General features: G+C 63.6%; 19 protein-coding genes and 1 tRNA gene. 6 read left to right on the top strand and 14 right to left on the bottom strand.

Going from position 1 to position 24044, the window contains the following annotated elements; translation table 11 throughout:
- The first annotated feature begins 12 nt into the window (after positions 1 to 12).
- Together D906_RS22350 and D906_RS22355 are read left to right on the top strand one after the other, a co-directional pair.
- A complete protein-coding gene (locus tag D906_RS22350; protein ID WP_019098000.1) occupies positions 13 to 474 on the top strand; it encodes a response regulator in 462 nt (153 codons plus the stop codon).
- A 13-nt stretch (positions 475 to 487) separates the two neighbouring features.
- Positions 488 to 2875: a response regulator gene (locus D906_RS22355; protein ID WP_019097999.1), complete on the top strand. Its 2388-nt coding sequence runs from the start codon at positions 488 to 490 to the stop codon at positions 2873 to 2875.
- A gap of 111 nt (positions 2876 to 2986) precedes the next feature.
- Here D906_RS22355 and D906_RS22360 read toward each other — a convergent pair.
- Positions 2987 to 3061 (bottom strand) — tRNA-Gln (locus D906_RS22360).
- 275 nt (positions 3062 to 3336) lie between these two features.
- On the opposite strand from D906_RS22360, the gene zapE reads away from it, so the two are divergent.
- Positions 3337 to 4407, top strand: a complete 1071-nt coding sequence (zapE, locus tag D906_RS22365; protein ID WP_027615735.1) for a cell division protein ZapE — start codon at positions 3337 to 3339, stop codon at positions 4405 to 4407.
- Between the two features lie 65 nt (positions 4408 to 4472).
- On the opposite strand, the gene D906_RS22370 is transcribed toward zapE, so the two are convergent.
- Complete coding sequence (locus D906_RS22370; protein WP_019097997.1) at positions 4473 to 6362, bottom strand: propionyl-CoA synthetase; 1890 nt, start codon at positions 6360 to 6362, stop codon at positions 4473 to 4475.
- A gap of 179 nt (positions 6363 to 6541) precedes the next feature.
- On the opposite strand from D906_RS22370, the gene D906_RS22375 reads away from it, so the two are divergent.
- Positions 6542 to 7408: a LysR family transcriptional regulator gene (locus D906_RS22375; RefSeq protein ID WP_025754393.1), complete on the top strand. Its 867-nt coding sequence runs from the start codon at positions 6542 to 6544 to the stop codon at positions 7406 to 7408.
- Here D906_RS22375 and D906_RS22380 read toward each other — a convergent pair.
- From D906_RS22380 to D906_RS22400, 5 genes are all read right to left on the bottom strand, one after another.
- Positions 7382 to 8536: an HPP family protein gene (locus D906_RS22380; protein ID WP_019097602.1), complete on the bottom strand. Its 1155-nt coding sequence runs from the start codon at positions 8534 to 8536 to the stop codon at positions 7382 to 7384. The two genes, D906_RS22375 and D906_RS22380, sit on opposite strands and share 27 nt — an antisense overlap.
- Before the next feature lie 243 nt (positions 8537 to 8779).
- On the bottom strand, positions 8780 to 10099 hold the full coding sequence (locus D906_RS22385) for a sensor histidine kinase (RefSeq protein WP_019097601.1): 1320 nt from the start codon (positions 10097 to 10099) through the stop codon (positions 8780 to 8782).
- Positions 10096 to 10764, bottom strand: a complete 669-nt coding sequence (locus D906_RS22390) for a response regulator transcription factor (protein ID WP_019097600.1) — start codon at positions 10762 to 10764, stop codon at positions 10096 to 10098. The genes D906_RS22385 and D906_RS22390 overlap by 4 nt, the downstream gene beginning before the upstream one ends.
- A complete protein-coding gene (locus D906_RS22395) occupies positions 10765 to 11079 on the bottom strand; it encodes a PepSY domain-containing protein (protein WP_019097599.1) in 315 nt (104 codons plus the stop codon).
- Positions 11079 to 11387, bottom strand: coding sequence for a PepSY domain-containing protein (locus D906_RS22400; protein WP_019097598.1), 309 nt, complete (start codon positions 11385 to 11387; stop codon positions 11079 to 11081). The genes D906_RS22395 and D906_RS22400 overlap by 1 nt, the downstream gene beginning before the upstream one ends.
- A gap of 203 nt (positions 11388 to 11590) precedes the next feature.
- Between D906_RS22400 and queD the strand changes: the two genes are divergently transcribed.
- The gene (gene queD / locus D906_RS22405) at positions 11591 to 11947 is read left to right on the top strand and encodes a 6-carboxytetrahydropterin synthase QueD (protein WP_019097597.1); all 357 of its coding nucleotides are present in this window, start codon (positions 11591 to 11593) and stop codon (positions 11945 to 11947) included.
- A gap of 10 nt (positions 11948 to 11957) precedes the next feature.
- Here the strand turns inward: queD and D906_RS22410 are convergent, their stop codons facing one another.
- Positions 11958 to 12440 (bottom strand): DUF1289 domain-containing protein, encoded by a 483-nt coding sequence (locus D906_RS22410; RefSeq protein ID WP_161751678.1) that lies wholly within the window; start codon positions 12438 to 12440, stop codon positions 11958 to 11960.
- A 405-nt stretch (positions 12441 to 12845) separates the two neighbouring features.
- On the opposite strand from D906_RS22410, the gene acnB reads away from it, so the two are divergent.
- Entirely contained in the window at positions 12846 to 15455 is a 2610-nt protein-coding gene (acnB, locus tag D906_RS22415; protein WP_019097595.1) for a bifunctional aconitate hydratase 2/2-methylisocitrate dehydratase, read from the top strand.
- A gap of 72 nt (positions 15456 to 15527) precedes the next feature.
- Here acnB and prpD read toward each other — a convergent pair whose 3' ends face one another.
- The 6 genes from prpD to D906_RS22445 all read right to left on the bottom strand — a co-directional run bounded on the left by prpD (position 15528) and on the right by D906_RS22445 (position 23830).
- The gene (gene prpD, locus D906_RS22420) at positions 15528 to 17012 is read right to left on the bottom strand and encodes a 2-methylcitrate dehydratase (RefSeq protein WP_019097594.1); all 1485 of its coding nucleotides are present in this window, start codon (positions 17010 to 17012) and stop codon (positions 15528 to 15530) included.
- 72 nt (positions 17013 to 17084) lie between these two features.
- Positions 17085 to 18275 carry a 2-methylaconitate cis-trans isomerase PrpF gene (prpF, locus tag D906_RS22425; RefSeq protein ID WP_016714740.1) on the bottom strand — a complete coding sequence of 397 codons (1191 nt, stop codon included), beginning with the start codon at positions 18273 to 18275 and terminating at the stop codon, positions 17085 to 17087.
- A gap of 13 nt (positions 18276 to 18288) precedes the next feature.
- On the bottom strand, positions 18289 to 20877 hold the full coding sequence (gene acnD / locus D906_RS22430; protein ID WP_025754396.1) for a Fe/S-dependent 2-methylisocitrate dehydratase AcnD: 2589 nt from the start codon (positions 20875 to 20877) through the stop codon (positions 18289 to 18291).
- 163 nt (positions 20878 to 21040) lie between these two features.
- Positions 21041 to 22168, bottom strand: a complete 1128-nt coding sequence (gene prpC / locus D906_RS22435) for a 2-methylcitrate synthase (RefSeq protein ID WP_016714742.1) — start codon at positions 22166 to 22168, stop codon at positions 21041 to 21043.
- 58 nt (positions 22169 to 22226) lie between these two features.
- On the bottom strand, positions 22227 to 23117 hold the full coding sequence (gene prpB / locus D906_RS22440) for a methylisocitrate lyase (RefSeq protein WP_016714743.1): 891 nt from the start codon (positions 23115 to 23117) through the stop codon (positions 22227 to 22229).
- Positions 23114 to 23830, bottom strand: a complete 717-nt coding sequence (locus D906_RS22445) for a GntR family transcriptional regulator (RefSeq protein WP_016714744.1) — start codon at positions 23828 to 23830, stop codon at positions 23114 to 23116. Before D906_RS22445 ends, prpB begins: the two co-directional genes overlap by 4 nt.
- Positions 23831 to 24044 lie beyond the last annotated feature (214 nt).

A 24044-nucleotide genomic window follows, 5' to 3' on the forward strand; every position in this document is an offset into this window, starting at 1 on the left:
ACCACTATCACCATGCTCAAACCCATCCTGCTGGTCGAAGACAACCCAAGGGACCTGGAGCTGACGCTGCTGGCCCTGGAGCGTAGCCAGTTGGCCAACGAAGTCATCGTGCTGCGCGACGGCGCCGATGCCCTGGACTACCTGCTGCGCCGCAATGTCTATGCCGATCGCGACGACGGCAACCCTGCCGTGCTGCTACTGGACCTGAAACTGCCCAAGGTCGATGGCCTTGAAGTGCTCAAGGCAGTTCGTACCACACCTGAACTGCGCAGCATCCCCACGGTCATGCTGACCTCCTCGCGGGAGGAGCCCGACCTGCTGCGCGCCTACGAGTTGGGGGTGAACGCGTATGTGGTCAAACCGGTGGAATTCAAGGAATTCGTCGCCGCCATCTCCGACCTCGGGGTATTCTGGGCAGTGCTCAACGAACCGCCACCCGGCTCACTGCGGCTGAACCGTCGCGGTAGCAACTGAGGCCGCCGCAACGATGCAGCAAACGCCGTTGAAAATACTGATGGTCGAGGACAGCTCGATGGACGCCGAGCTGACCCTGATGCGCCTGGAGCGCAGCGGGCTGAATGTGCAGCACCGGCTGGTGTTCGACCATTGGGGTGTCGAACATGCCCTGCGTGAGGCCCACTATGACCTGATCCTGTGCGACTGCGTGCTGCCAGGCTCGTCCGGCACCGAGGTGCTGGCCATCGCCCAACGCCTGGCGCCAGCCGTACCGTTCATTTTCCTGTCCGGCATCTATGGCGAAGAGCACGCGGTGGAAATGATCCGCCTCGGCGCCACCGACTATGTGCTGAAGAAAAACTTGCCGCTGCTGCCCAAGGCCGTGCGCCGGGCCCTGACCGAGGTGCAGGAACGCCAGCGCCGGCGCCGCGCCGAAGAGGCACTGGCAGATGTCGAAGCCCGTGCCCGCATCGCCATCGACGCCGCCGGCATGGGCACCTGGGACCTGCGCCCGCAAGAAGGCCTGCTGCTGTGGGACGACCGCTGCAAGACGCTGTTCGGCCTGCCCACCAGCACCGAAATGAGCCTTGACGTGTTCTACGCCGGCATCTACCCCGACGACCTGCCACTGGTGCGCGAGGCGGTGGAGCACGCCATGCGCCCGGAAAGCGGGGGCCACTACCGGGTCGAGTTCCGTATTGCCCAACCCAACGGGCTGGAGCCACGCTGGTTGCTTAGCAGCGGCCAGTGCCAGTTCGTCAACGACCAGTGCGTGCGTTTTTCCGGCGTACTGCAGGACATCCACACCCAGCGCCTGGCCACCCAGGCGCTGCGCCAGCTCAACGAGATGCTGGGCGAGCGGGTGGAACGCCGCACCCGTGAACGCGACCGCGCCTGGGAGCTGTCGCAGGACCTGCTGGCCGTGCTCAACAAGGACCTGACCCCAGTCGCACTCAACCCCGCCTGGGAAGCCAGCCTGGGCTTCTCCCGCGAGCGCCTGAGCCAGTCCTCCTTGCTGCACCTGCTGCCCGAGCACGACCAGGAACTGTTGCTTACCGAGCTGGCCGCCCTCGCCCACGGCCGCACCAGTGCCCGCTTCGTCGGGCGCATCCAGCACGCCGGTGGGCAGCAGCGCTGGCTGTCGTGGGTGGTGGTGCCCGAGGACACCTTGCTGTACGTGGTGGCGCGTGACATTACCAGCGAGCGCGAAGCCGCCCTTGGCCTGGCAGAAGCCAACACGCGCCTGCGCGAGCAGATCAACGAGCGCGAACGCATCGAGGCGGCGCTGCAGCAGATGCAACGGCTGGAAGCGGTCGGCCAGCTGACCGCAGGCGTGGCCCACGACTTCAACAACCTGCTGACGGTAATCCTCACCGGCGCCAGCTTTCTCGAGCGCGACCTGGCCAAGGCCAACCTGGACAAAGCCCGCACGCGCCTCACGCACATCCGCGAAGCCGGCGAGCGTGGCGCCAAGCTGACTTCACAGCTGCTGGCGTTTTCCCGCCGTCAGCGCCTGGATCCCGTGCCGCTGAACCTCAATCGCACCCTGACCGGCCTGGAAGAACTGCTAAGCCGCACCTTGGGCGGTAACATCTCGGTACGCCTGGACCTGGATCCGGCCCTGTGGCAGGCCCTGACCGACCCTACCCAGACCGAAATGATCATCCTCAACCTGGCGATCAATGCCCGCGATGCCATGCCCGATGGCGGCCAGCTGACCCTGACCACTCACAATACCTGCATCGATACCCGCCCACAGCGCCCCGAAGACCCGGAGCCTGGGGAATACGTGATGCTGAGCATCCGCGATACCGGCTGCGGCATGAGCGAAGACGTGCTGGCCAAGGTGTTCGAGCCGTTCTTTACCACCAAGGACATCGGCAAGGGCTCCGGCCTTGGCCTGGCCCAGGTGTTCGGCTTTGCCAAACAGTCCGGGGGCGGCGTGCGCATCGACACCGTACCTGGCCGTGGCACGCAAGTGGCGGTGTATCTGCCGGCGGTCAAGGAGCAGGCCATGAGCGAACCGGCCGTACCGCTGCTCAGGCAGCCGGTCAGCGACAGTGGCCGCAACCGTACGGTGCTGCTGGTGGATGATGACCACCTGGTGCGCGACATGCTGGGCGACGTGTTGCGCCAGTACGGCTACCAGGTGCGCCAGGCGCACAGCGGCGAACAGGCCCTGGTCCTGCTGGATGGGGAAATCGACCTGCTGCTTACCGATTTCGCCATGCCCGAGTTCAACGGCGCGCAGTTGGCGCTGGCGGCCCGTGACCGCTACCCGCACCTGCCGGTGGTGTTTCTTACCGGTTATGCGGAGTTGCAGGGCCTGGAATTACCGCGCAGCGTGGTCATCCAGAAGCCCGTGCAGGCGGATGAGCTGGCCAGGGTGCTGAATGAAATGCTGGGGATTGCAGGTTAGTTGAGAGCGGCACAAGGCCGCTCTACAGACATCGCGCAAAAACGACAAAAACGACAAAACCCAGCGCTCATCTTTCCAGGCACCGGGTGATATACGTTTGAATCTGAAAAATGGCAGGGGCGGCTGGATTCGAACCAACGCATGGCAGGATCAAAACCTGCTGCCTTACCGCTTGGCGACGCCCCTGTATCGGATGCAGCGCTTGCTGCTCTGACAATTCCAACTGAGTGACAACTGGGTTGTTGTCTTGGAATGCGCGGCACTTTAACAACAAAGTTTTGATCTGTGAAGCCCCCTGATGAAAAAAATTGCCAGAAAACAGCGAGTTAGTCATTTTCGCCCGCGCTGATGCCAGACCTATCGCATGAAGCGATCATTGCCGGCCACTTTCCGTATTAGTCAAAATGGCCGCCCTCGGGCAAGCTGCACGCTGCCCCGCCATCACCCAAGGAGCTGTGCATTTGTCTGCCTGGATCCCCGCCCCACTTCGCCAGCTTGGCCAACGCCTGCGTGGCGCCGAAGCCAACAACAGTGAACTGCTCGACTGGTTCGAGGAAAAAGCCCGCAGCCGGGGTTACCAGCTGAGTGATGGCCAGCGACGGGTGATCCAGTGCATGGCCACACAACTGGCACAGCTCGAACAAGGGCAAGCACGCAGCCTTTACCTGTACGGCTCGGTGGGACGCGGCAAGAGCTGGCTGCTCGATGGCTTTTTCCAGGCGGTGCCGGTAGAAGCCAAACTGCGCCTGCACTTTCATGACTTCTTTGCCCGCTTGCACCAGGGCATGCACCACCACCGGGCATTGGACGATGCACTGGGCGCCACACTCGATGAGCTGGTGGGCAATTGCCGGGTGCTGTGCTTCGATGAGTTCCATGTGCATGACATTGGCGATGCCATGCTGCTCACCCGGTTGTTCAACGCCTTGTTCGCCCGTGGCGTGTTCCTGCTGGTGACCTCCAATTACGCCCCTGAGGGCTTGCTGCCCAACCCGCTGTACCACGAGCGTTTCCTGCCCGTGATCCGCCTGATCAACAGCGCTATGCAAGTGCTGGAGGTAGGCGGCGATACGGATTTTCGCAGCCTGCCGGCCAACCGCGAGCACCAGCGTTTCACCCAGGGCCATTATGTGTGGCCAGGCGATGCCGCGCAGCGCCAGGCGCTGAACGTGCCGCGCGAACAGCCGGTGATGCTGGAGGTGAACAAGCGCCCACTACGCGCACTGGCCATCGACGGCCGGCGGGTGGTGCTCGGGTTTGACGACTTGTGCGAAAAGGCCACGGCGGTGATCGACTACCTGGTGCTGGCGCAGCAGTATGATGAGTGGATCATTGATGGGCTGGATGACTTGGCGGAGTGTTCGCTGGCAGCCCAGCAGCGCTTCGTCAACCTGGTGGATGTGCTGTATGACCAGGACCGCCAAGTGACGGTGATTGGCAAGCGACCGCTGGAAGAGAGCCTGGGCGGGCCGCTTGCCGACCTGATGCGAACCCGCAGCCGGTTGGGGCAACTGCATCAGATAGCCCCTTAGATCTCCATTGCCTGATACGGCCTTTTCGCGGGTAACCCCGCGAAGAGGCCAGAAGAGTCAGCGCATCAACCCGCCCTGGGCAAATCCGCCAGCACCCCCTCGATCTCCCCCAGCACCGCCGGGTCATCCAGGGTCGAAGGCGGCACGTAGTCCTGCCCGTCGGCAATCTTGCGCAGCACCGCCCGCAAGATCTTCCCCGACCGCGTTTTAGGCAAACGCTTCACCAGCCGAACCCGGTTGAAACAGGCCAGCGGGCCGATTGCCTCGCGCACGCTGCCCACCAGGTCCACCAGCAACTGCGCCTCGCTGATGCCCTCGCCGTCCTTGAGCACAACGAGCGCCAGCGGCACCTGCCCCTTGATCTCGTCGTGCACACCAATCACCGCGCACTCGGCCACCGCCGGGTGACAGGCCACCAGGTCTTCCATTTCGCCGGTGGACAGGCGGTGCCCGGACACGTTGATCACGTCATCCGTGCGCCCCATGATGTAGACAAAGCCATCATCGTCCAGGTAGCCGCCATCGCCTGTGTGGTAGTAACCCGGATAGGTGCGCAGGTAGGCCTGCAAATAACGCTCGTGGTCGCCCCATAGCGTCTGGCTGCACCCGGGCGGCAACGGCAGGGCAATGACAATCGAGCCTTGGTGATTAGGCCCCAGCAAGTGGCCTTCGTCATCCACGACACGCACATGGTAGCCCGGTACCGCCCGGTTGCTTGAGCCCGGCTTGGCCGCGCTGCCCTCCAGCCCGACGCAGGGCGCAGTGACCGGCCAGCCGGTTTCGGTCTGCCACCAATGGTCGTGCACCGGTTTGCCACTGACCCGCTCCAGCCATTCATGGGTGCTTGAGTCGAGCTTCTCACCCGCCAGGAACAGCTGGCGCAGCGAGCTGAGATCGTGCTTGCGGATCAGCTCGCCCTCCGGGTCTTCCTTGCGGATGGCACGCATGGCGGTGGGCGCACAGAACAGCGCATTGACTTTGTATTGCTCCACCACCCGCCAGTAGGCCGAGGCGTCCGGGGTGCGGATCGGCTTGCCTTCGTAGAACACCGTGGTGCAGCCGCTCATCAACGGCCCGTAGACGATCAGCGAATGGCCGACCACCCAGCCCACGTCGGAAATGCCCCACCATACATCGCCGGCCTGCATGCCATAGATATGGCGCATGGCATAGCACAGCGCCACAGCATTACCGCCGTTTTCCCGGACGATACCCTTGGGTTTGCCGGTGGTGCCCGAGGTGTACATGATGTACAGCGGGTCACCGGCATCCAGTTCGACCGGGGCGACCGGCGTGGCGCCGGCCAAGGCCGCCTGCCAGTCCAGGTCGCGGCCTGGTTGCAGTTCAGCTTGTGCCTGCGGCCGTTGCAGCACCAGCACATTGCGCGGCTGGTGCCGGGCCAGTTGCAGGGCACGGTCGACCAGCGGCTTGTAGGCAATTACCCGGTCGAACTCCAGCCCGCAGGATGCCGTGAGCAACAGCGCCGGCCGGGCGTCATCGATACGCAGCGCCAGCTCGTTGGCGGCAAAGCCACCGAACACCACCGAGTGCACCGCTCCAATGCGCGCGCAGGCCAGCATGGCCATGGCCGCCTGCGGCACCATGGGCATGTAGATGATCACACCATCGCCCTTGTTTACCCCTAGCTGGCGCAGCAAGCCGGCCAGGCGCGCCACTTCGTCGCGCAACTGGTTGTAGGTATAGGCCTGCTGCACGCCCGTCACCGGCGAGTCGTAAATCAGTGCCAGCTGCTCGCCACGGCCCTGCTCGATCTGGTGATCGAGGGCCAGGTAGCAACTGTTCAGGCGGCCATCGGCGAACCAGCGGTGGGTACCGTCGGCGTTGTCTTGAAGGATAAGGGCAGGCTTGCGGTGCCAGGCCAGGTGCGCGGCCTGTTCCGCCCAGAATGCGGCAGGGTCGGAAATGGAATGGGCGTAGCTGTGCTGATAGCTCATAGTGAAAGGAACCCGGTACTTGTTGTTATTGAAGGGCGAACCTTGAGTATGGACCGCTACAACGGCGCCGCCATGGGACTAAAGTCACAACCGACCTGCAAATTTGCAGACAACGCTAAAGCGCCCCATAACGGTGCAAAGCCTCTAGAATAGGCCACCCTTCAGCCACCGAGCAGCCCATGGACATCGAACAGGCCCGAACCTTTCTGGAAATCGTGCGTTGCGGCAGCCTGGTCGCCGCCGCCGAACGCCTGTTCGTGTCACAGACGGCCATTACCGCCCGGGTGCAGCGCCTGGAGCAGCAATTGGGCTGCCAGCTGTTCGTGCGCAGCCGCAACGGTGCCAGCCTGACGAGCGACGGCGAGGCCTTTGTCAGTTATGCCAACCAGCTGGTGCAAACCTGGGAAGCAGCGCGGCGCGACCTGCCGCTGCCTGAAGGCTGCCAGCAAGTGCTGCATGTGGGGGCAGAAGTCAGCCTGGGCAACCCGATGTTGCTTGACTGGGTCACTGCCCTGCACCGTGAACTGCCCAGCCACGCCATACGCAGCGAAGTGAGCGACGGCGAGTCGCTGCTGCGCAAGGTCGAGATGGGCCTGCTGGACGCTGCGCTGGTGTACCAGCCGACCTACGGGCCGGGCTTGCAGGTGGAACAGTTGATGGAAGAGAAACTGATCCGCGTGCGCCGCGTCGACCAACCCGAACCGTATATCTACATCGACTGGGGCGAGGCCTTCCGCCGTCGGCACGATGCCGCCCTGCCCGATTGCGCGCGCCCGGCGTTAAGCTTCAACCTCGGCCCGTTGGCTTTGCAGTTCATTCTCGACCAGGGTGGCAGCGGTTACTTCCGCACGCGGGTGGTGCAGGCATACCTGGACAGCGGTGTGTTCGAGCGGGTACCGCAGGCCCCGGAGTTCACTTACCCAACCTTCCTGGTGTATCCACGCGAACGCGACAGCGAAGCCCTTCAACAGGCCTTCGCCATCTTGCGCCGGCTGGTGGCTGCAGGCGCCAGCGACTGGTCACAGCGCTGGGACCCGGTTATCTGACGCCTCGGCTTTGCTGAGCAACTGGCGCTTGAGGCCGGCGATCAGGTCAGTCTGGGTAATCACCCCCACCAGCTGGTCGGCGTCGAGCACCGGCAGGCAGTGCAAGCCTTGTTCGCACAACAGCGGCAGCAGGCGCTCCAACGGGTGCTGGCTGCAGACACTCACCACTCGCCGGCTCATCACCTGCTCCATGCGCACCGCCTTGCGGCCAAACAGCCCGCGCCAGCTGAAACGGCCGCGCTGCATGGCCGGGCCAACCAGGTCGCTGAGGCTGACGATGCCCACCAGTTTACCGTGCTGTAATACCGGCAGGGTTTTCAGGTGGTGGCTGGCGAGCATTTTCCAGGCCTGCTCAAGGGTGGTATCGGGCGTGGCGAACTGCACGTCGCGGGACATCACCGAGGCCGCCGTAATACCGCCGAGACTGCGCTGCAAGGCATGCTGCTCGGTGGCGAGAATGATGCGCTCCAGCTCGTCACGGGTGACGTCGACGAACTCGCCCAGCTCTTCCAGGGCCTGGTCCAGGTCTTCGCTGCGGATGCCAACCCGCTCGCCGGGCAGCGGGTCATGGGTGTGGTGCAGGTCTTTGCGCGGCACCGCGCCTTTCGGGTAGCGCACGCCCGTCAGGCGGTTGTAGACAATCGCCACTGTCACCAGGATCAACGCATTGAGCAGCACCGGCTCCAGCAAGTGGTCGCCCATGGCCGTCAGCCCTGAGTCAGCCAGCACTGCACTCACCGCCACCCCGCCACCCGGCGGGTGCAGGCAGCGCAGCAGGCACATCACCAGCAGCGAGATGCCCAGGGCGGCTGCGGCTACCCACAGCTCGGGGCCGAAGCCTTCGCGCATGGCCAGGCCGACCGCGCCCGCTAGGGCATAGCTGCCCAGCACCGGCCAGGGTTGGGCCAGTGGGCCGGAATGCACGGCGAACACCAGCACAGCCGAGGCGGCCAGCGGGCCAAGCAGATGCAGGGCGATACCGGGGCCATAGGCGATGCTGGTCAGCCAGCCGGCGAGGAACAGGCCGAGCAACGCACCGATAGCGGCACGCAGCCATTCTTTTGGGGGAATATTCAGGGGCGCCGGCAACAGCCGCTGCAGACGACTTTCGGAACGCGAGGCAGGCATTTGAGTAGTCGGAATCTTTGGTTTTTCTGATTAAAAAGAAAGCCCAGCCGAGGTGGCCTGGGCCTCGTATTGCGCGTGCAATACCACAAGGGGCTCCGTCCGTGGAGAGATGGAAACCGCAGGGTTTCGTGAATGGGATTTTGCCGGGCGGGGGGAGATTGGGCTAATTCAAAAAAATGCGGCTGTACTGCAATTTTTTTGCAGTACTGACAGGGCCTGGAGGGGCGCACAGCGGCCCCGGCATTATCGGGCCTTGCGCGGCAGGTCGATATTGACGCGAAGCCCACCCAGCGGGCTCTCCAGCAAGGCCAGCCGCCCGCCCCAGGCCTCGACGATATCGCGTACGATGCCCAACCCCAGACCGTGCCCGTGCACCTGCTCATCCAGCCGCGAACCACGCTCCAGCACCTGCTGCCGCTGGCCCTCGGGAATCCCCGGGCCGTCATCATCGACCCATACCTGATAGCCCTCGGCATTCGACCCAATGCCGAGGCGCACTTCGCTGTCTGCCCACTTGCAGGCGTTGTCCAGCAGGTTGCCCAACAACTCCAGGAAGTCCTCACGGTCCCATGGCAACAGCAACCCGGGGGGCACATCACTGGCCAGCAGCAACCCTTCCCCATGGATCATGCCCAACGTGCTCAGCAACCCCGGCAGTTCGGCATCGCAATCGAATTGCGCACCGGGCAAGGCATCACCCGCCAACCGCGCGCGATTCAGTTCGCGCGCCAACCGCTGCTGAATCTGCTCCAGCTGCTCACGCATCTGCGCCCGCACTTCGGGCAAGTCCTTCAGGCGCTCACTCGACGCCAGGCTCAGCAGCACCGCCAACGGTGTCTTCAGTGCATGCCCCAGGTTACCCAAGGCATTGCGCGAACGGCGCAGGCTGTCTTCGGTATGGCTAAGCAAGTGGTTGATCTGCCCCACCAACGGGGCCAGCTCGCTGGGCACCTCGGCATCCAGTTGTGACCGTTGGCCCTGCTGCAGTTGGGCGATCTGCTGGCGCGCCCGCTCCAACGGCCGCAGCGAGCGCGTTACGGTCATGCGCTGCAGCACCAACACCAGAATCAGTGCCACCAGGCCCATGCCAAGGCCGATCTGCTGCATGCGCCGAAAGCCCTCACGCACCGGCGAGTAATCCTGTGCGACGCTGATCGAGATGTCTTGGCCCAGGCGCCGGTAGTCAGCGCGCAGGGCAAGCAGTTGCTGCCCTTCCGGACCGAGCTCATGGCTGTCGGAAAGGCCTGGCGCAGCAGGCTTGGGCATGTCCAGGTCCCACAGCGAGCGTGAGCGCCAGGTGCCTTTGTCGAAATCGATTCGGAAGTAATAACCGGAAAAAGGCCGCTGATACGCCGCCGAGATGCGCCGCTCATCCAGCTGCAGGCCGGATGGCCCGCGCACCAGTGCCACCAGCAGGTTCTCGCTTTCCTTGCGCAGGCCGTTTTCCAGGTAACGCTGCAGGCCGGCTTCGAACAACCACAAGGTCAGTTGCGCCAGGACCACCCCGACCACCACCAGCACCGCGACCAGGCCAAGGCTCAAACGCGCCTGGATCGACTTCACCCGGTGCTCCCCGCGTAGATATAGCCTTGCCCGCGTCGGGTCTCGATCACGCTGCGACCCAGCTTGCGGCGCAAGTGGTTGACATGTACTTCCAGCACGTTCGAATCCCGCTCGGTCTCACCGTCGTAGAGGTGCTCGGCCAGGTGGCTCTTGGACAGGATCTGCTGCGGGTGCAGCATGAAGTAGCGCAGCAGGCGGAACTCGGCGGCGGTCAGTTGCACATCCACGCCATCACGGCTCACGCACTGGCGGCTTTCATCCAGGTGCAGGCCGGCAGCTTCCAGGGTTGGCTGATTGGCCAGGCCGCGCGCACGGCGCAGCAGCGACTGGATGCGCAGTTGCAACTCTTCCGGGTGGAACGGTTTGCTCAGGTAGTCATCAGCCCCGGCTTTCAGCCCCTCGATACGCTCGGCCCACGAGCCACGGGCGGTAAGGATCAATACCGGAGTGGCCAGGCCAGCGGCACGCCACTGGGCGAGCACGTCCAGGCCCGGCAAGCCCGGCAGGCCAAGGTCGAGAATGATCAGGTCGTAGGGCTCGCTCTGGCCCTGGTACACCGCATCACGGCCGTCAGCCAGCCAGTCCACGGCATAACCCTGGCGCTGCAGGCCGGTGGTCAGCTCGTCGGCCAGCGGTACATTGTCCTCGACAAGCAACAGGCGCATTCAGTCGTCTTCCTCGTCTTTGAGCAAGGCGCCGGTGCTGGCATCGAGCTTGATCTCGCGCACCACACCGTCCGCCGTCAGCAGTTCGACTTCATATTCGTAGCGATCGTCGTCCTCTTCCAGCTCGGCCTCCAGCAAACGCGCCCCGGGGTAACGCCCCAGGGCGGTTTCCAGCAATTGTTCGAGCGGCAGGATGACGCCCTTCTGGCGCAGCTTCAGGGCTTCGTCCTGGTCAAGGTCGCGGGCAGCGGCCAGCGAACACACGGCCAGCAGCGCCAGCGCGAGGTAGCGCGCTGGCCGCGGTAAGTGAATCATCAGTTGTCCCGCTCGTCCTTCAGCACTTCACCGGTCTTGGCGTCCAGCGCCACGTCCCATTCTACGTTCTGCGTGTCACGCAGTTCGACCTTGTAGATGTAGCGGCCGTACTCGTCTTCCAGCTCCGAATCGGTGACGGTGGCGCCCGGGTGCTTGGCCACGGCGGCGGCTTTCAGCTCGTCAAGCGACTTGATGGTCTTGGCGTTGACCAGTTTAACCACTTCGTCAGGCTGTACGTCCTTGGCGAAGGCGGCATTGGCGCCCAGGGCAAGGGCGGCGGCGGTGAACAGGGCAGTCAAGGTTTTCATCGTGCTTCTCTCCTGAGAACTGTGCAAGTTGTCTACGGGGTTAAGATTAACCACCGGTCCTTAATTCAACCTGAAAACAGCTGGCGCCATGATAGCGCAGGTCAAGACCACACCACCGGGCGGTTGCATGAACACCTGCAAGCCTTGTAGCGGGCATGCTGGTAGACTGCGCGCATTATTGATTCACACAGAGTTATGACAGCGTGGAAATTTTTAAAGAGTTCACTTTTGAGTCGGCCCACCGCCTGCCCCACGTTCCCGAAGGGCACAAATGCGGCCGCCTGCATGGCCATTCGTTCAAGGTCGGCCTGCACCTGACCGGCCCGCTGGACCCGCACACCGGCTGGATTCGCGACTTCGCCGAGGTCAAGGCGATCTTCAAGCCAATCTATGACCAGCTGGACCACAACTACCTGAACGACATCCCGGGCCTTGAAAACCCCACCAGCGAAGTGATCGCCAAGTGGATCTGGGAGCAGGTCAAGCCGCTGATGCCAGAGCTGTCGAAGGTGCGCATCCACGAAACCTGCACCAGCGGGTGTGAATACACCGGCGACTGATTCGCCCGGCTCACTGCCCCTGCGTGCTGCCCATGGCATCGCGCAGGAAGCTGGGGGCGATGTAGCGCTGGTAATGCGCCTCTGAAAGCAGGAAGAATTCGCGGTCGATGGCATCGCGCAGTTGCGGCAGTTCCCAGTCGCGGAACTCCGGCAGCAAGGCCATGCCGTAGGCCTCAAGGTCCCGGATCATCCGCGCCCCACGGGCAATCAGCTGGTACGCCCAGCAATACGCCGACTGCTGCTCGACAAACCGGATGGAGCGCTGTTCCAGCTGCTGGCGCAGCAAGCCTTTGTCGAACACCTCCAGCTTGGCCATCATCACCTGCACCAGCAACTGCTCAAGGCGCAGCCATACCGCGCGCTTCTGCGCGTCGTCGTAGCCGTTCCAGTTGATCACTTCGTGGTGGAAGCGCTTGCAGCCACGGCACACCGTGTCTCCGTACACCGTGGAGCACAGGCCGACGCAAGGGGTCTTGATGGACTTGTTGGACATGAAAAACAACAGCTTGGCGGTGGAACACGGCCCCATGTTAGCCCTTTGTCTAACCAGGGTCACTCGTTAAAGTCATCTTCTGCGCCTTACCTTCGGGCTTTTTTTGCCGTAGAATCATCCCGCCTTTTCAAAGGCAACAATGTCCGTTGGAAGCTGTTTTCAAAGCGTCACGAGCACAGTTAATCCGGTAGAACGGCGTTGGCCCGGGCCATGCACCCTCGCATGGCCGCGCCAGCCCTCATCAGCTCCCCGTTCTGCAGGCGTAAAACTTTGAAAGCAGCTTCTGTAAGGATTCTTTGCGACCCTGGCTGGGCGGCCCACAAAGCCGTAGCAGCGCATGGGTGCATGGAATGCTGGATGAGCGTCCCGGACCCCCTTTAGGGACCACTGATGAGGGAAATAACTGTGCTTGAAGCCTACCGCAAACACATCGAAGAGCGTGCCGCCCTGGGTATCGTGCCCCAGCCGCTGAACGCCGAACAAACTGCAGGCCTGGTCGAGCTGCTGAAAAACCCGCCGGCCGGCGAAGAAGCCTTCCTCGTAGACCTGATCACCAACCGCGTACCGCCAGGGGTCGACGAAGCTGCCTACGTCAAGGCTGCTTTCCTCTCCGCCGTCGCCAAGGGCGAAGCCAAGTCGCCACTGATCGACCGCAAGCACGCCACCGAACTGCTGGGCACCATGCAGGGCGGCTACAACATCGAAACGCTGGTCGCACTGCTGGATGACGCCGAACTGGGCGCCGTCGCGGCCGAACAGCTCAAGCACACCCTGCTGATGTTCGATGCCTTCCACGACGTGGCCGAAAAAGCCAAGGCGGGCAACGTCCACGCCAAGGCCGTGCTGGAGTCCTGGGCTGCCGGCGAGTGGTTCACCTCGCGCCCGGCCATCGCCGACAAGTACACCCTGACCGTGTTCAAGGTGCCTGGCGAGACCAACACCGACGACCTGTCCCCTGCCCCGGACGCCTGGTCGCGCCCTGACATCCCGTTGCACGCCCTGGCCATGCTGAAAATGGCCCGTGACGGCATCGAGCCGTCGCAGCCAGGTTCGGTCGGCCCGCTGGCCCAGATCGAAGCCGTCAAGGCCAAAGGCTTCCCGGTTGCCTACGTCGGTGACGTGGTCGGCACCGGTTCGTCGCGTAAATCCGCCACCAACTCGGTGCTGTGGTTCTTCGGTGACGACATCCCATACGTGCCGAACAAGCGCGCCGGTGGCTTCTGCTTCGGCACCAAGATCGCCCCGATCTTCTACAACACCATGGAAGACGCCGGCGCCCTGCCGATCGAATTCGACTGCAGCAACCTGGCCATGGGCGACGTCATCGACGTGTACCCGTTCAAAGGCGAAGTGCGCCGTCACGGCAGCGACGAGCTGGTTACCGAATTCGCGCTGAAAACCGAAGTATTGCTGGATGAAGTCCGCGCTGGCGGCCGTATCCCGCTGATCGTCGGCCGTGGCCTGACCGAAAAAGCCCGCGCCGAGCTGGGCCAGGGCCCATCGGACCTGTTCAAGAAGCCAGAGCAGCCAGCCGACACCGGCAAGGGCTTCACCCTGGCGCAGAAGATGGTCGGCCGTGCCTGTGGCCTGCCAGAAGGCCAGGGCGTGCGCCCAGGTGCCTACTGCGAGCCTAAGATGACCACCGTCGGCTCCCAGGACACCACTGGCCCGATGACCCGTGACGAGCTGAAAGACCTGGCCTGCCTGGGCTTCTCCGCTGACCTGGTCATGCAGTCGTTCTGCCACACCGCGGCTTATCCGAAGCCGATCGACGTCACCACCCACCACACCCTGCCAGACTTCATCCGCACCCGTGGCGGCGTGTCGCTGCGCCCGGGCGACGGTATCATCCACAGCTGGCTGAACCGCATGCTCATGCCTGACACCGTGGGTACCGGTGGCGACTCGCACACCCGCTTCCCGATCGGCATTTCGTTCCCGGCCGGTTCCGGCCTGGTAGCCTTCGCCGCTGCCACCGGCGTCATGCCGCTGGACATGCCAGAATCGATCCTGGTGCGCTTCAAGGGCAAACTGCAACCTGGCATCACCCTGCGTGACCTGGTGCATGCGATCCCTTACTACGCCATCCAGAAGGGCCTGCTGACCGTCGAGAAGAAAGGCAAGAAAAACGCCTTCTCCGGCCGCATCCTGGAAATCGAAGGTCTGGACGAACTGACCGTCGAGCAAGCCTTCGAGCTGTCCGACGCCTCGGCTGAGCGTTCTGCTGCCGGTTGCACCATCAAGCTGCCAGAGAAGGCCATCGCCGAGTACCTGCAGTCCAACATCACCCTGCTGCGCTGGATGATCGGCGAAGGCTACGGCGATGCCCGCACCCTGGAGCGCCGCGCCCAGGCCATGGAAGCCTGGCTGGCCAAGCCTGAGCTGCTGTCGGCCGACGCCGATGCCGAATACGCCGAAATCATCGAAATCGACCTGGCCGACGTGAAAGAGCCTGTGCTCTGCGCGCCGAACGACCCGGACGATGCCCGCCTGCTGTCTTCGGTACAGGGCGAGAAGATCGACGAAGTGTTCATCGGTTCGTGCATGACCAACATCGGTCACTTCCGCGCTGCCGGCAAGCTGCTGGAAAAGGTCAAGGGCGGTATTCCGACCCGTCTGTGGCTGGCCCCGCCAACCAAGATGGATGCCCACCAGCTGACCGAAGAAGGCTACTACGGCATCTACGGCAAGGCCGGTGCGCGCATGGAAATGCCAGGCTGCTCGCTGTGCATGGGTAACCAGGCACGTGTGCAGACCGGCTCGACCGTGGTCTCCACCTCGACCCGTAACTTCCCGAACCGTCTGGGCGACGCCACCAACGTGTACCTGGCATCGGCCGAGCTGGCTGCTGTCGCTTCGATCATCGGCAAGCTGCCGACCGTCGAAGAGTACATGCAGTACGCGAAAGACATCGACAGCATGGCTGCCGACGTCTACCGCTACCTGAGCTTCGACCAGATCGCCGAGTTCCGCGAAGCGGCAGCCAACGCCAAGATCCCGGTGGTTCAGGCGTAAGCTGAGTTACACGCTGTAAAAGAAAGCCCCGGCAGCGATGCCGGGGCTTTTCATTTGCCTGCTCTCACCCGCTCAGATCACGAACAAATCCACAAACCGGTGCACCGCCATCCCTTCCAGCGTTTGCTGGTCCTTGCACACCTCCAGTACCTCCCCACACCGCTGGCGCGCAAATCGCGTTGCCAGGTTGGCCCTGAACTTGGCCTCCAGCAGGGGTATGCCCTCCCCTCGCCGCCGCCGGTGCCCGATAGGGTATTCCACCACCACCTGCTCTGTACTGCTGCCATCCTTGAAGAACACCTGCAGCGCATTGGCGATGGAGCGCTTGTCCGGCTCCAGGTACTCGCGGCTGAAGCGCGGGTCTTCCACTACTTCCATCTTCTCGCGCAGGCGGTCGATGCTGGGGTGGTTGGCATGGAAGGTGTCTTCATAGTGCTCCGCCACCAGATGCCCGAAGATCAACGGCACTGCCACCATGTACTGCAGACAGTGGTCACGGTCAGCGGCATTGGCCAGCGGGCCGCTCTTGGAAATGATGCGGATTGCCGACTCCTGGGTGGTGATGACGATGCGGTCGATTTCATGCAGGCGGTTACGTACCCGAGGGTGCAGGGTAACTGCCGCTTCGCAGGCAGTCTGGGCGTGAAATTCGGCAGGGAAGCTGACCTTGAACAGCACGTTTTCCATCACGTAGCTGCCCAAGGCCTGAGGCAGACGCAGTTCGTACTGCCCGGCGGGCTTGAGCGCCAGGTCCTTGTTGGTATGGCTGAACGATACGTCGTAGAAGCCCCATTGTGGCGCCGTGAGCACACCCGGTACGCCCATCTCACCGCGCAGGGCGATATCGGCCAGGCGCACGCCACGGCTGGACGCATCACCTGCGGCCCAGGACTTGCGTGAGCCAGCATTGGGCGCGTGCCGATAGGTACGCAGGGCCTGGCCATCGACGAAGGCATGGGACAACGCCGAGAGCATCTGTTCGCGGTTGGCGCCCATCAACCTGGCGCACACGGCAGTCGAGGCCACTTTCACTAAAATGACGTGATCGAGACCGACTCGGTTGAACGAGTTTTCCAGTGCCAGCACGCCCTGGATCTCATGGGCCATGACCATGGCTTCGAGCACATCACGCATCAGCAGCGGTTTTTCACCAGCGGCCACGCGCTTCTGCGACAGGTGATCGGCAACGGCCAGAATACCGCCCAGGTTGTCCGAGGGGTGAGCCCATTCGGCCGCCAGCCAGGTGTCGTTGTAATCCAGCCAGCGCACGGTGCAGCCGATGTCCCAGGCCGCCTTGACCGGGTCGAGCCGGTAGGCGGTACCGGGGACGCGGGCACCATTGGGCACCAGCGTGCCCTCCACCTGAGGGCCGAGCAGTTTGGTACATTCGGGAAAGCGCAGGGCCAGCAGGCCGCAGCCCAGGGTGTCCATCAGGCAGTTGCGTGCGGTATCGAGGGCTTCGGCGGAATCGACCCGGTAGCCGAGGGCGTAGTCGGCCAGGGTTTGCAGCACCAGGTCGTAGTCCGGGCGGTCGTTCAGGTCAACGTTGGCGCTCATATCCAGCTCCCTTCAGAATTGCCGGGGCTGCTATGCAGCCCCAACTAACTAAAGCCGAGCGCCAGTGGTGCGTTAGAAGCTATCGCCAGGCACGCGAACCCAGCCCTCCATCAGCACGCGAGCACTGCGGCTCATGATTGCCTTGGTCACTGTCCACTCACCATTCACCTGACGCGCCTCGGCCCCGACCCGCAAGGTGCCCGAGGGGTGGCCGAAACGCACGGCGCTACGCTCACCCCCGCCAGCCGCGAGGTTGACCAGCGTGCCCGGAATGGCCGCCGCAGTGCCAATCGCCACCGCAGCCGTCCCCATCATCGCATGGTGCAGTTTACCCATGGACAAGGCGCGCACCAGCAGGTCGATATCACCCGCTTGCACCGCCTTGCCACTGGACGCAGTGTAGGTGCTCGGCGGCGCAACGAACGCCACTTTTGGCGTGTGCTGACGTCCGGCTGCCTGGTCGACGTTTTCAATCAGGCCCATGCGCACGGCACCGTATGCACGAATGGTCTCGAAACGCAGCAGCGCCTGAGGGTCCCCGTTGATGGCGTCCTGCAGTTCTGCGCCGGTATAACCGATATCGGCCGCATTGACGAAGATGGTCGGAATGCCGGCATTGATCAGGGTGGCCTTGAACGTACCCACGCCCGGCACCTCCAGCTCATCGATCAGGTTACCGGTCGGGAACATCGAACCGCCGTCACCGTCTTCGTCGGCTGCCGGGTCGAGAAACTCCAGCTGCACCTCGGCCGCCGGGAAGGTCACCCCATCCAGCTCGAAATCGCCGGTTTCCTGCACTTCACCTTCGGTGATCGGCACATGGGCGATGATGGTCTTGCCGATGTTGGCCTGCCAGATGCGCACCGTGGCGATGCCGTTGCGTGGAATGCGCGCCGCGTCCACCAGGCCACTGCTGATGGCGAACGAACCGACCGCCGCAGACAGGTTGCCGCAGTTGCCGCTCCAGTCGACAAACGCCTTGTCGATACTGACCTGGCCGAACAGGTAGTCCACATCATGCCCGGGCTTGATGCTTTGCGACAGGATCACGGTCTTGCTGGTGCTGGAGGTGGCACCGCCCATGCCGTCGATCTGCTTGCCGTAAGGGTCGGGGCTACCGATTACCCGCAACAGCAGCGCATCGCGGGCCGGCCCCGGGATTTGCGCCTGCTCGGGCAAGTCTTGCAGGCGGAAGAACACACCCTTGCTGGTGCCGCCACGGATGTAGGTGGCGGGGATTTTCACTTGCGGTACATGTGCCATGTTCAAGTCCTGTTCAAGCGGTTGCTTCGAGGAAGTCCTGGGCAAAACGCTGCAGCACGCCACCCGCCTCGTAGATCGACACTTCCTCGGCGGTGTCCAGGCGGCAGGTCACCGGCACTTCCAGGCGCTCGCCATTGGCGCGGGTAACCACCAACGTCAGGGTCGCCCGGGGCGTACGCGCGCCCAGCACGTCATACGTCTCGCTACCGTCCAGGCCCAGGGTCTTGCGGTCGGTGCCCGGCTTGAACTCCAGCGGCAGCACGCCCATGCCCACCAGGTTGGTGCGGTGAATGCGCTCGAAGCCTTCGGCCACGATCGCCTCGACACCCGCCAACCGCACACCCTTGGCCGCCCAGTCACGGGACGAACCCTGGCCGTAGTCGGCGCCGGCCACGATGATCAGCGGCTGCTTGCGCTGCATGTAGGTTTCGATGGCCTCCCACATGCGGGTGACCTTGCCTTCCGGTTCGATACGCGCCAGCGAACCCTGCTTCACGCTGCCGTCTTCCTTGCGCACCATTTCGTTGAACAGCTTGGGGTTGGCGAAGGTGGCACGCTGGGCGGTCAGGTGGTCGCCACGGTGGGTGGCGTAGGAGTTGAAGTCTTCTTCCGGCAGGCCCATTTTCGCCAGGTACTCACCGGCCGCGCTGTCGAGCATGATGGCGTTGGACGGCGACAGGTGGTCGGTGGTGATGTTGTCCGGCAACACCGCCAGCGGGCGCATGCCGCGCAGGGTGCGCTCACCGGCCAGGGCACCTTCCCAATAGGGGGGGCGGCGGATGTAGGTGCTCATCGGGCGCCAGTCGTACAGCGGCGCCACCTTCGGCCCACGGTCTTCCTCGATGGCGAACATCGGGATGTACACCTTGCGGAACTGCTCTGGCTTCACCGCAGCACGCACCACGGCGTCGATCTCTTCATCGCTCGGCCAGATGTCCTTGAGGCGGATTTCCTTGCCATCGACCACACCCAGCACATCCTTCTCGATGTCGAAGCGGATGGTGCCGGCAATGGCATAGGCCACCACCAGTGGCGGGGACGCCAGGAAGGCCTGCTTGGCATACGGGTGGATACGCCCGTCGAAGTTGCGGTTACCCGACAGCACGGCGGTGGCGTACAGGTCGCGGTCGATGATTTCTTGCTGGATTACCGGGTCCAGAGCGCCGGACATGCCGTTGCAGGTGGTGCAGGCGAAGGCGACGATACCAAAGCCCAGTTGCTCCAGCTCCTTCTCCAGCCCCGCCTCTTCCAGATACAGCTGCACGGCCTTGGAGCCCGGTGCCAGCGACGACTTGACCCAAGGTTTGCGGGCCAGGCCCAGCTTGTTGGCATTGCGCGCCAGCAGGCCTGCGGCAATCACGTTGCGCGGGTTGCTGGTGTTGGTGCAGCTGGTTATGGCGGCGATGATCACCGCGCCGTCAGGCATTTGCCCTGGCACGTCTTCCCAACTGCCGGCAATGCCCTTGGCAGCCAGGTCACGGGTGGCCACGCGGGCGTGTGGGTTGGACGGCCCGGCCATGTTGCGCACCACGCTCGACAGGTCGAAGCTCAGGGTGCGCTCGTAGACGGCGCCGCCCAGGCTGTCGGCCCACAGGCCGGCGGCCTTGGCGTAGGTCTCGACCAGCTTGACCTGCTGCTCTTCGCGGCCGGTCAGGCGCAGGTAGTCGATGGTCTGCTGGTCGATGGCGAACATGGCTGCGGTGGCACCGTATTCCGGGGCCATGTTGGAAATGGTGGCGCGGTCGCCCAAGGTCAGGGCGCGGGCACCCTCACCGTGGAACTCCAGATACGCGCCGACCACTTTCTGCTTGCGCAGGAATTCGGTCAGGGCCAACACCAGGTCGGTGGCGGTGATGTTCGGTGCCAGCTTGCCAGTCAGCTCGACGCCGACGATTTCCGGCAGGCGCATCCACGAGGCGCGGCCGAGCATCACGTTCTCCGCTTCCAGGCCGCCCACGCCGATGGCGATCACGCCCAGGGCATCGACATGCGGGGTGTGGCTGTCGGTGCCGACGCAGGTGTCCGGGTAGGCCACGCCACGGTCGTTGTGAATCACGGGCGACATCTTCTCCAGGTTGATCTGGTGCATGATGCCGTTGCCCGGCTGGATCACGTCGACGTTCTTGAACGCCTTCTTGGTCCAGTTGATGAAGTGGAAGCGGTCTTCGTTGCGGCGGTCTTCGATGGCACGGTTCTTTTCGAACGCCTGCGGGTCGAAACCACCGCACTCGACGGCCAGCGAGTGGTCGACGATCAACTGCACCGGCACCACGGGGTTGACCGCGGCCGGGTCACCGCCTTTGTCGGCAATGGCGTCACGCAGGCCGGCAAGGTCGACCAGCGCGGTCTGGCCGAGAATGTCGTGGCACACCACGCGGGCCGGGAACCACGGGAAGTCGAGGTCGCGCTTGCGCTCGATCAGCTGGCTCAGCGACGCATCGAGGGTGGCCGGGTCGCAGCGGCGCACCAGGTTTTCGGCGAGCACGCGGGAGGTGTATGGCAGGCCGTCGTAGGCGCCGGGCTTGATCGCCTCGACCGCCGCACGGGCATCGAAGTAGTCCAGGTCGGTACCTGGCAGGTGCTTGCGGAATGCAGTGTTCATATCGTTATCAGGCTCGGTCACGGTATTCGGTTTGCAGGTCTGGCCACGGGGGTGCTTTGCACCCCTTTTCCCGGCACAAGGCCGCTCCTACAGGTATTGCGCCGTCCTGTAGGAGCGGCCTTGTGCCGCGAAAGGGTTGCAAAGCAACCCCTGCGACGTCAGCTCAGCGTTGTTCGATCGGCACGAACTGGCGCTGCTCGACGCCGACATACTCGGCACTCGGGCGGATGATGCGGTTGTTGGCGCGCTGCTCGAAGACGTGCGCCGCCCAGCCGGTCAGGCGCGAGCAGACGAAGATCGGGGTGAACAGCTTGGTCGGGATGCCCATGAAGTGGTACGCCGAGGCATGGTAGAAGTCGGCATTGGGGAACAGGCGTTTCTGCTCCCACATGGTCTTGTCGATGGCTTCGGAAACCGGGTACAGCACCTTGTCACCCACTTCGTCGGCCAACTGCTTCGACCAGCCCTTGATCACCTCGTTGCGCGGGTCGGACTCTTTGTAGATCGCGTGGCCAAAGCCCATGATCTTGTCCTTGCGCTCCAGCATGCGCAGCAGCTCGGCGGTGGCGTCCTGCGGGCTCTGGAAACGCTCGATCAGCTCCATCGCCGCCTCGTTGGCACCGCCGTGCAGTGGGCCGCGCAGCGAGCCGATGGCAGCGGTGACGCAGGAGTAAAGGTCGGACAGGGTCGAGGCACAGACCCGGGCAGTGAAGGTCGAGGCATTGAACTCGTGCTCGGCGTAGAGGATCAGCGACACGTTCATCACCTTGACGTGCAGCTCGCTCGGCTTCTTGCCATGCAGCAGGTGCAGGAAGTGGCCACCGAGGGTGTCTTCGTCGCTGGTGCAATCGATGCGCACACCCTCATGGGTGAAGCGGTACCAGTAGCACATCACGGCCGGGAACAGCGCCAGCAAGCGGTCAGTCTTGTCGCGCTGGGCCTCGAAGGTCAGCTCGGGCTCCAGGGTGCCCAGCACGGAACAACCCGTGCGCATCACGTCCATCGGGTGAGCGTCACGCGGGATGCGCTCCAGCACTTCCTTCAGTGCTTGCGGCAGGTCACGCAGGCCCTTGAGCTTGCGCTTGTAGTCGGTCAGTTCGGCCTGGGTTGGCAGCTCGCCGTACAGCAGCAGGTAGGCGACTTCTTCGAATTCGGCACCGGCCGCCAGGTCACGCACGTCGTAACCCCGGTAGGTCAGCCCGGCACCGGCCTGGCCCACGGTCGACAGTGCGGTCTGACCAGCCACTTGGCCGCGCAGGCCTGCGCCACTGAGTACTTTTGCTTCGGCCATGGTGATTCTCCTTTCTTGAATTTGTTATGGATGCTTTCTGGCTAATTCGGGGTGTTGCTCAGCCCTTCTTCTGGGCAAACAGCGCATCGAGGCTCTGCTCGAAGGCGTGGTAACCAATGGCATCGTAGAGCTCCATGCGGGTCTGCATGGTGTCGATCACGTTCTTCTGCGTGCCGTCGCGGCGCAGTGCGGTGTACACGTTCTCGGCTGCCTTGTTCATGGCACGGAACGCCGACAGCGGGTACAGCACCAGCGACACGTCGACCGAGGCCAGCTCTTCGGTGGTGTACAGCGGCGTGGCGCCGAACTCGGTGATGTTGGCCAGGATCGGTGCCTTCACCCGGTCAGCGAACGTCTTGTACATCTGCAGTTCGGTAATGGCTTCCGGGAAGATCATGTCGGCGCCAGCCTCGATACAGGCCTCGGCACGGTCCAGGGCAGCGTTCAGGCCTTCGACGGCCAGGGCATCGGTACGCGCCATGATCACGAAGCTGTCATCAGTGCGGGCATCGACGGCGGCCTTGATGCGGTCGACCATTTCCTGCTGGCTGACGATTTCCTTGTTCGGGCGGTGACCACAGCGCTTGGCGCCCACCTGATCCTCGATATGGATGGCGGCAGCACCGAACTTGCTCATCGAACGCACGGTACGGGCAACGTTGAAAGCCGAGGCCCCGAAGCCGGTGTCGACATCCACCAGCAACGGCAGGTCGCACACGTCGGTGATGCGGCGCACGTCGGTGAGCACGTCGTCCAGGCCACTGATACCCAGGTCCGGCAGGCCCAGGGAGCCGGCGGCCACGCCGCCACCGGACAGGTAGATGGCCTTGAAGCCGGCGCGCTTGGCCAGCAGGGCATGGTTGGCGTTGATGGTGCCAACCACCTGCAGCGGGTGTTCAGCGGCAACGGCGTCGCGGAAACGCTGACCGGGGGTGCTCTTCACAGTCATTTCTCACCTCGTGGGCTGTTGTTGTGGGCGTCCAGGTAGTGACGCTCGATATTGCGCTTGGACGCGCCGATGTGGCGGCGCATCAGGAGTTCGGCCAGTTCGCCGTCACGGTCGGCGATGGCATCGAGAATGCGGTGGTGCTCGGAAAACGCCTGGCGTGGACGGTTGGGCGTGGCCGAGAACTGGATGCGGTACATGCGCACCAGTTGGTACAGCTCGCCACACAGCATCTTGACCAGGGTCTGGTTGCCGCTGCCCTGGATAATCCGGTAATGGAAGTCGTAGTCGCCTTCCTGCTGGTAATAACCCAGGCCGGCCTGGAACGCGGCATCGCGCTCGTGGGTGTCGAGCACCCGGCGCAGCTCGTCGATGTCCGCCTGGCTCATGCGCTCGGCGGCCAGCCGGCAGGCCATGCCTTCGAGCGATTCACGGATTTCGTACAGCTCGATCAGCTCGGCGTGGTTGAGTGACACAACCCGCGCCCCCACATGCGGCACGCGCACCAGCAGACGCTGGCCTTCGAGGCGGTGAATGGCCTCGCGCAGCGGCCCGCGGCTGATGCCATAGGTGCGCGCCAGCTCCGGCTCGGAGATCTTGCTGCCGGGGGCGATTTCACCTTTGACGATGGCCGCCTGGATGCGCCGGAAGACGTTTTCGGAAAGGGTTTCCGTTTCGTCTGCCTGCACCGGGCTGGGGGTGGAAAGGTCCTGCATATTGTCGACACCTTGAAAAACTCTTCGCCAGAAATTAACGAACAGAGCCCTCCAAGTCAAAGACAAAATGAATATTGTCGACAATCGTCTAAGAACGAACTATCACCCTCTCGATGCTGTCAGATCGCGCACCGCTGGCGTCAAGACGTCGGCGTGATAGAATGCCGCGCCTCCGATGGGGTATGGATAGCCTGTCTGTCATCCATTCACGCTT

This window comes from Pseudomonas sp. LAIL14HWK12:I1, from assembly GCF_003202095.1.
Lineage (GTDB): Bacteria > Pseudomonadota > Gammaproteobacteria > Pseudomonadales > Pseudomonadaceae > Aquipseudomonas > Aquipseudomonas monteilii.